Genomic DNA, 6,700 nt, shown 5'->3' with positions numbered 1-6,700 from the left:
TCGGTCGTCGCGCCGTCCGCGAGCAGCTCCATGACCTCCCACTCACGCACGCTGAGCTTGGAGGCGGCCGGAGAGCCGCGCCGGAACATCTGCTTCGCCGGAGCCCGGAACTCGTCGAGGATCCGGGCCACGAGGCGGGGGTCCATCGCGGCCTCGCCGTCGAGCACCCGGCGCAACGCCGGTCCGAGCTGGCGCGGGTCGCCCCCCTTGAGCAGGTAACCCCGCGCGCCGGCGCGCAGGGAGTCGAAGAGGTCGGCGTCGTCGGACGACTGGGTCAGCATCACCACGGCGGTCCCGGGGAGGTTCGAGCTGATGGCCCGGGCGGCGCGGACGCCGCTGCCGGGCATGTGGATGTCGAGCAGAACGGCGTCGGGCCGGTGCTCCGCCGACACCGCGATCGCCTCGTCCGCGGTGGCCGCTTCGCCGCGGACGTCCCAGCCGTCTGCCTCGAGCGCCGTCCGGACCCGCCCCCGCATCCTGGTGTGGTCGTCGGCGAGCACCACGCCGAGCCGTCGCTCGCTCACCACTCGACCACCACCGTCGCGCCCCGGCCGGGCGTCGAGCTGACCCGGAGGGTGCCGGGCAGGTTCTCCGCCCGCTCACGCATGCTGGTCATTCCGTACCCCGTGCTCTGGGAGTCGCCGGGGTCGAAGCCTCGGCCGTCATCGTGCACAACGAGCCGAAGCCCCCCGCGGTCACGCAGCAGGCCGATGCCGATGTTTCTGGCCCGGCCGTGGCGGATCGCGTTGGACACCGCCTCCCGGGTGATCCGCACGAGGTCGTGGCCCTGTTCCGGGGTCGCGTCGATCGAGACGTCGAGGTCCACGACCACCTGGCGCCCGTACCGCTCGGCGACCTGCCGGGCCGCGCCGTGCAGCAGCAGCCCCAGCGGCGCGTCGCCCTCGCTGCCGAGGGTGTCGATCGCCGCCCGCGCCTCGTCGGTCGCGCGGTCGACGGAGTCGACGATGCGTGCCCGGACGCCGTCCTCGTCGGTGATCAGGTGTGCCTCCGACCGGATGTAGCTGAGCTCCTGGACGACGCCGTCGTGGAGCTCGCGGGCCAGGCGCCTGCGGTCGTCGAGGACGGCGAGCCGCGCCTGGCTGCGCCAGTAGCTGCCGATCTCGAGCGCCGCGCCGACGAGCAGCAGCAGGTAGCACGCGGTTCGGAGCAGGTCGCCGGTGTAGATCCAGCCGCTGTAGATGGACGGGAACAGGACGTAGTGGAGCCGGGAGAACGCGCCCAGCACGCAGGCCGGACCCACCCAGCGCAACAGGACGTCGTGCCCGCTCGACTGCATGCTGAAGCCGGCGGCCGCGACGACGAAGCTCGCTGCGCCGACGGCCTGGGCAGCGACCAGCAGCGGGTGCCCGGTGACCACGGGGTGCGCGGCCGAGGCGGGCATGGTCTCCGCGACGGCGACCGGGAGCGAGGCGTGGAAGGCCACCAGGACCCCCATGACGACGCCGGCGAGGACCAGCGGTCCCAGGACCGCCGGGCTCCGCCGCAGCTCGGTGACCTCGCGGTCGCCCACGAGTCCGGCCGCCCCGATCAGGAGCGCCCCGATCAGCCGCAGGGACAGGGGCGCCCAGGCCTCCAGCGTGTAGGGCTGGACGTCGAGAGCGGCGCCGGCCAGGCCGGTCGCGACGCTGGCCATCGCCAGCATGGCCAGCCCCTCGGCGAGCAAGGCGTCCTGCAGCCTGCGGCTCCGGCTGAACCGTCCGAACAGGAGGTAGGCGAGCAGCACCGCGATGCACGCGTCCACGGAGTCCAGCGCCAGGTGGAGCGACGGGTTCCGGTACCCGAACAGCAGGAAGGGCGTGGTCAGGATGGCCATCGTGGCGACCAGGCCGACGACGGCGGCGATCGCGGTCAGGGCGGGCGTCGACACCCGCGCGGCCCGCCCCTCGCCGGGGCTTGTGGCCGCGACGGTGTCTCCCGCGTCCCCCCACGCCATGGCCGGAGTGTAGGTCGGCCCGGGGGCCGCTGCCCCCGGCTTGAGGACATCTGCAGGTGCGGGGGTCTGGCATGAATGACGACCGTTCCACAAGACTTTCCACACGCTGTGGAGATCGGGCCGCGAACTGTGGAGGACTCCCCGCGTACCTGTGGGGGACACGCCGGAACCAGAGGAATGTGAACGAAACCCTTGCGGGGATGGGTTGTCGGGGCATAGAACTTCTCCCACGCACTCCCTCCGGGGAGAGCGGGATCGGTCGGAAGACGAGGATCCGTACGACGAGTTCTGCTCGTCGCGGTGGCTGGGTGACGAGGCCGCCGGGGTCGTCGGGAGCCCGACTGGATCGGCCGGGAGCGTCACCTGAACCGGTCAAACCGAAGGGCCCTTGAAGCTCATACCTCCAAGGGCCCTTCACCTTATTTCCGGCCGGGTGGTCCGGCCGTGCCCGCGCTCCGGACCGCCCCGCGAAGCATCGGCCGGCGCCACGGCACAATGGCCCCGTGCTCTACACGGTCATGCACACACTGGTCCCTCCCGTCGCCAGGACGGTCTGGCGTCCGACGGTCACCGGGCTCGAGCACGTCCCCGACACCGGAGGGGTGATCCTGGCCAGCAACCACCTCAGCTTCGTCGACAGCGTCGTCATCCCCTGCGTGGTGCCGCGCAAGGTGGTGTTCCTGGCCAAGTCCGACTACTTCACCGGCTCCGGCGTCAAGGGGGCCGCCCAGCGGGCCTGGTTCGAGGGGCTCGGGATGCTGCCGGTCGATCGCGACGACACCAAGGCCGCCATCGCCAGCCTCGACACCGCGCTGGAGGTGCTGGGCAGGGGCGAGGCGTTCGGCATCTACCCCGAGGGCACCCGCTCCCGCGACGGGCGGCTCTATCGGGGACGCACCGGCGTCGCCCATCTCGCGCTGACCGCCCGTGTCCCCGTGGTGCCTGTGGGGCTGGCCGGGACCGAGCACATCCAGCCGGTCGGGGCGAGGCTGCCCCGGCTGGCCGACGTCACGGTCACCTTCGGTGAGCCGCTCGACTTCGCCGGCCGGTACGACGGCGTACCATCCGGGCGGGCCCGCCGGGAGGCCACCGACGAGATCATGGCGGCGATCGGGAGCATCACCGGCCAGGAGCCGGCCGGCGTCTACAACGAGCGGCCGCCTGACCTCTGATCGCCGGGCAGCCGCGGACGCGTCAGTGGTCGCTGTCGGGCGCTCCGGCCCGACCCACGGCCTCCGTCCGCACCATCGTCACGTCGAACTCGATCACGCGCATCGTCGCGCGGTGCCGGGTCACGGGGAACATGCCGGTGATCTCGAAGCCGGCGGACTCGTAGGCAGCGATCTGGTCCGGCAGCCGCGGCATGTCGTCGTAGATCGGGACGCAGGCCACCTCCGACTGCATCCCGACGATCTCGGACAGGCGGTCCCCGGCCCCCGCGAAGGCCTGCATGTCGTAGCCCTGCGTGTCGAGCTTGAGGTAGACGCGAGGGTCGCGGATCCCCTCGATGGCCTCGTCGAAGAGCCCGTCGAGACGACGCACGCTGATCTTCTGGGCCTCGCCCTCGCGGAGCCGGCCATGCCAGCTCTTCCCGAAGTCGCTGGAGGGGAGCAGGGAGCTCATCGCGCCGGGACGGACGTTGATCTCGGTCTCCTCGTCCGCGTCCCCCAGCGCGCACTCGAACACCACCCACTCGGGGTCGTCCCGGGCGGTTTCCCGCAGCTGCTCCGCGATGGCCGGCACCGGCTCGAAGGAGACGATCCGTCCGGTGTAGCCACCGCGGCGCAAGCGCTGGGCGTACTGCCCCACGTTGGCCCCGACGTCGAGGACGCAGTTGATGTCGAGCTGGCGCAGCAGCCACGACATGTGCTGGCGCGCGATGTAGTCGGCCAGTGCCTTCTGCTCCCGGCCGACCTGTCGGCGTCCGTGCTGGTGGTGGACCACCCACGAGTCGGGATCCACCCGGTCCACGTTGACCCGGACGCCGGGGCGCGCGACCACTGCCGAACCCGGACCGAGCCGGGTCACGTCGAAGCCCAGGCGGCGCAGCACGGCGGCTCGAGAGAGTCGGGAAGACATGGCGGCACCCTAGCGTCGTGGCAGGTGGTGCCAACGAACCGAGGTCCGGTCGGCAACTTGTGGGGTGGCCCGCGTCGCGGCTGACCGATTGAATCGCTGCATGGCGATGCGACGGGTCCGGATCGGGATCGACACCGGTGGCACCTTCACCGACGTCGTGGCCCTGGACGAGACGAGCGGGGAGCTGGTCACCACCAAGACCCCCTCGACCCCCGCGAACCCGGCCGACGGGTTCATGACCGGGATCGACCGGATCCTCGAGCAGCTCGGAGCCGGGGGCGACGCGGTCACCGCCATCAGCCACGGCACCACGGTTGCCACCAACCAGCTGCTGGAGGGCAAGGTCGGGCGGCTGGGCTTCGTCACCACCGAGGGCTATGAGGCGATGCTGGAGATCGCCCGCCAGTCGGTGCCCGACGGCTACGGCAACTCGTACTTCTGGGTGAAGCCGGACCGCATCGTCCCGCGCCACCTCGTCAAGGGGGTCGGCGGCCGGCTCGACTTCACCGGCGCGGAGGTGCGCCCGTTCGACGAGGCCGGCGCCCGCGAGGTCGCGCGCTGGTTCCGCGACCAGGGCGTCGACACCCTGGGGGTCTGCTTCCTGCACGCCTACGCCGACCCCGCGCACGAGCTCGCGATGCGCGCCGTCCTCGCCGAGGAGCACCCGCACGCCGTGGTCAGCCTGAGCAGCGAGGTGCTGCCCGAGTACCGCGAGTACGAACGCGCGATGACGACCCTGGTCGACGCGGCCGTGAAGCCACGGCTGTCGGCGTACGTCGGCAACATCAGGTCGCGCCTGGGCTCACTGGCGGTCGAGGGGGACCCGGTGCCCTTCTACGTGATGAAGTCCAACGGCGGCGTGCTGTCGGCCGACGAGGTGGTGAACCAGCCGATCACCACGGTGCTCAGCGGACCGGCCGCCGGGGCGCTGGGCGCGGCGATGATCGCGCAGGTCGCGGGCTTCGACCGGGTGCTGACCAGCGACGGCGGGGGAACCTCCACCGACGTGAGCGTGGTCATCGACGGGGAGCCGACCCTCACGACCGAGGGCAGCGTCGGCGCCTTCCCCTCCAAGATCCCGATGATCGACGTGGTCACCGTCGGCGCCGGCGGAGGCTCGATCGCCTGGGTGTCGCCCGAGGGCACGCTCAAGGTCGGCCCCCACTCGGCCGGCGCCGATCCGGGCCCGCTGTGCTACGCGCAGGGCGGCACCGACGTGACGGTCACCGACGCCCACGCCGTCCTCGGCCGGATCCCGCCACACCTGCTCGGCGGGGAGATCCCGCTCGACGTCGACGCCGCTCGCGCGGGGGTCGAGGCCCTGGCCAAGGAGCTGGGGCTCACCTCCGAGGCGTGCGCCGTCGGCGTCCTGGAGATCTCTGCCTGGAACCAGGCCAACGCGCTGCGTCAGGTCACGGTCAAGCGCGGCCTGGACGTCCGCGACTTCACCCTGACGACCTTCGGCGGCTCTGGCTCGCTGCTGCTGTGCCGCCTGATGGACGTGCTCGGCATCCGCACCGTCCTCGTCCCGCCCAACCCCGGCAACGTCTCCGCGTTCGGCCTGCTCACCGTCGACGTGCGCAACGACTACGTCCGCACCCACGTCGCCTTCGCCGACACCCTCGACGCCGACGCCGTCTCGGGCCTCTACGACGACCTGGCCGCCCAGGCGCACGCCGCGCTGAGCCGCGAGGGATTCGCCGACGACCAGCACCGGCTGGTGCGCACCGCGGACCTGCGCTACTTCGGCCAGGCCTTCGAGGTGCGGGTGCCGGTGCCCGACGGTCCCCTCGACGCGGACGCGATCGCCTCCGTGGCCGCCGCGTTCCATGCCGAGCACCGAGCGCTCTACGGCTACGACTTCGCCGGTGACGGCTCCCAGCCGGTCGAGTGGGTGAACCTCCGGGTCACCGGCATCGGCCCGATCAAGCGCCCGGAGATCCGCAGGCACACCGACCCGCCCGAAACTGACGCGCACGACGCCGACCCGCCCGACAAGCCGGATGGCGGGCTCGCAAGCTCGCCCGCTTTCGGGCGGGTCGGCGGGAGGCCGGTCTGCTTCGACGCCACCGACGGGTACGTCGACACGGCGGTGCTGTGGCGACCCGACCTGGCGCCGGGGGCCACCGTCGACGGCCCGGCCATCATCGAGGAGTTCGGCTCGACGGTGCCGCTGCACCCCGGCTTCACCGCCCGGGTCGACGAGCACCTGAACCTGATCGTGACGAGGCAGGCATGAGCAGACGCGTCCCGACCGACTTCCCGTTCGGCTTCCTGACCGACGACGCCGGTGCAGGCGCCGACCCGGTCCTGGTCGAGTTCGTCCAGGGCTCCCTGGCCAGCGTGGAGATGGAGGTCGAGACCGCCATCGCGCGCACCTCCCGCAGTCCGATGATCCGCGACGCGCACGACTTCCGCGCCGGCATCCACGACCGGCTGCTCCGCAAGCTCACCGGCCGGTCGTACAGCGCCCTGGTGCATCCGGTCGCCCGCGACTTCCCACTCGACCAGATGCGCCCGGGCGACGTGTTCTTCCACAATGACGTCTACCGGTCCGAGGGCGGGATCGGCCACCTGCCGGACCTCTGCGTGACGGTCCCGGTGTTCGACGAGGCGGGCGGAGCCCTCGAGGTGGTCGCCTTCGTCCAGGCCTTCGGGCACCACGAC

6 protein-coding genes are annotated in these 6,700 nt (G+C 72.1%); 3 read left to right on the top strand and 3 right to left on the bottom strand.

The genetic code is table 11. The features are described from left to right. A partial coding sequence (locus VFN12_RS05760; protein ID WP_325117648.1) for a response regulator transcription factor occupies positions 1–524 on the bottom strand: 524 nt, incomplete at its 3' end. Beyond that, a complete protein-coding gene (locus VFN12_RS05755) occupies positions 521–1,954 on the bottom strand; it encodes a sensor histidine kinase (protein ID WP_325117647.1) in 1,434 nt (477 codons plus the stop codon). The genes VFN12_RS05755 and VFN12_RS05760, both read right to left, overlap by 4 nt. Positions 1,955–2,457: 503 nt before the next feature. On the opposite strand from VFN12_RS05755, the gene VFN12_RS05750 reads away from it, so the two are divergent. Then, complete coding sequence (locus VFN12_RS05750; RefSeq protein WP_325117646.1) at positions 2,458–3,126, top strand: lysophospholipid acyltransferase family protein; 669 nt, start codon at positions 2,458–2,460, stop codon at positions 3,124–3,126. A 22-nt stretch (positions 3,127–3,148) separates the two neighbouring features. On the opposite strand, the gene VFN12_RS05745 is transcribed toward VFN12_RS05750, so the two are convergent. Next, on the bottom strand, positions 3,149–4,033 hold the full coding sequence (locus VFN12_RS05745) for an FkbM family methyltransferase (protein ID WP_325117645.1): 885 nt from the start codon (positions 4,031–4,033) through the stop codon (positions 3,149–3,151). Positions 4,034–4,133: 100 nt separating this feature from the next. Between VFN12_RS05745 and VFN12_RS05740 the strand changes: the two genes are divergently transcribed. Then, positions 4,134–6,272: a hydantoinase/oxoprolinase family protein gene (locus VFN12_RS05740; protein ID WP_325117644.1), complete on the top strand. Its 2,139-nt coding sequence runs from the start codon at positions 4,134–4,136 to the stop codon at positions 6,270–6,272. Next, a partial coding sequence (locus VFN12_RS05735) for a hydantoinase B/oxoprolinase family protein (protein WP_325117643.1) occupies positions 6,269–6,700 on the top strand: 432 nt, incomplete at its 3' end. The genes VFN12_RS05740 and VFN12_RS05735, both read left to right, overlap by 4 nt.

Origin of the sequence: Nocardioides sp. (assembly GCF_035703625.1) — a bacterium.
Classification (GTDB): Bacteria; Actinomycetota; Actinomycetes; order Propionibacteriales; family Nocardioidaceae; genus Nocardioides.
This window is presented reverse-complemented; position numbering and strand designations above follow the sequence as displayed.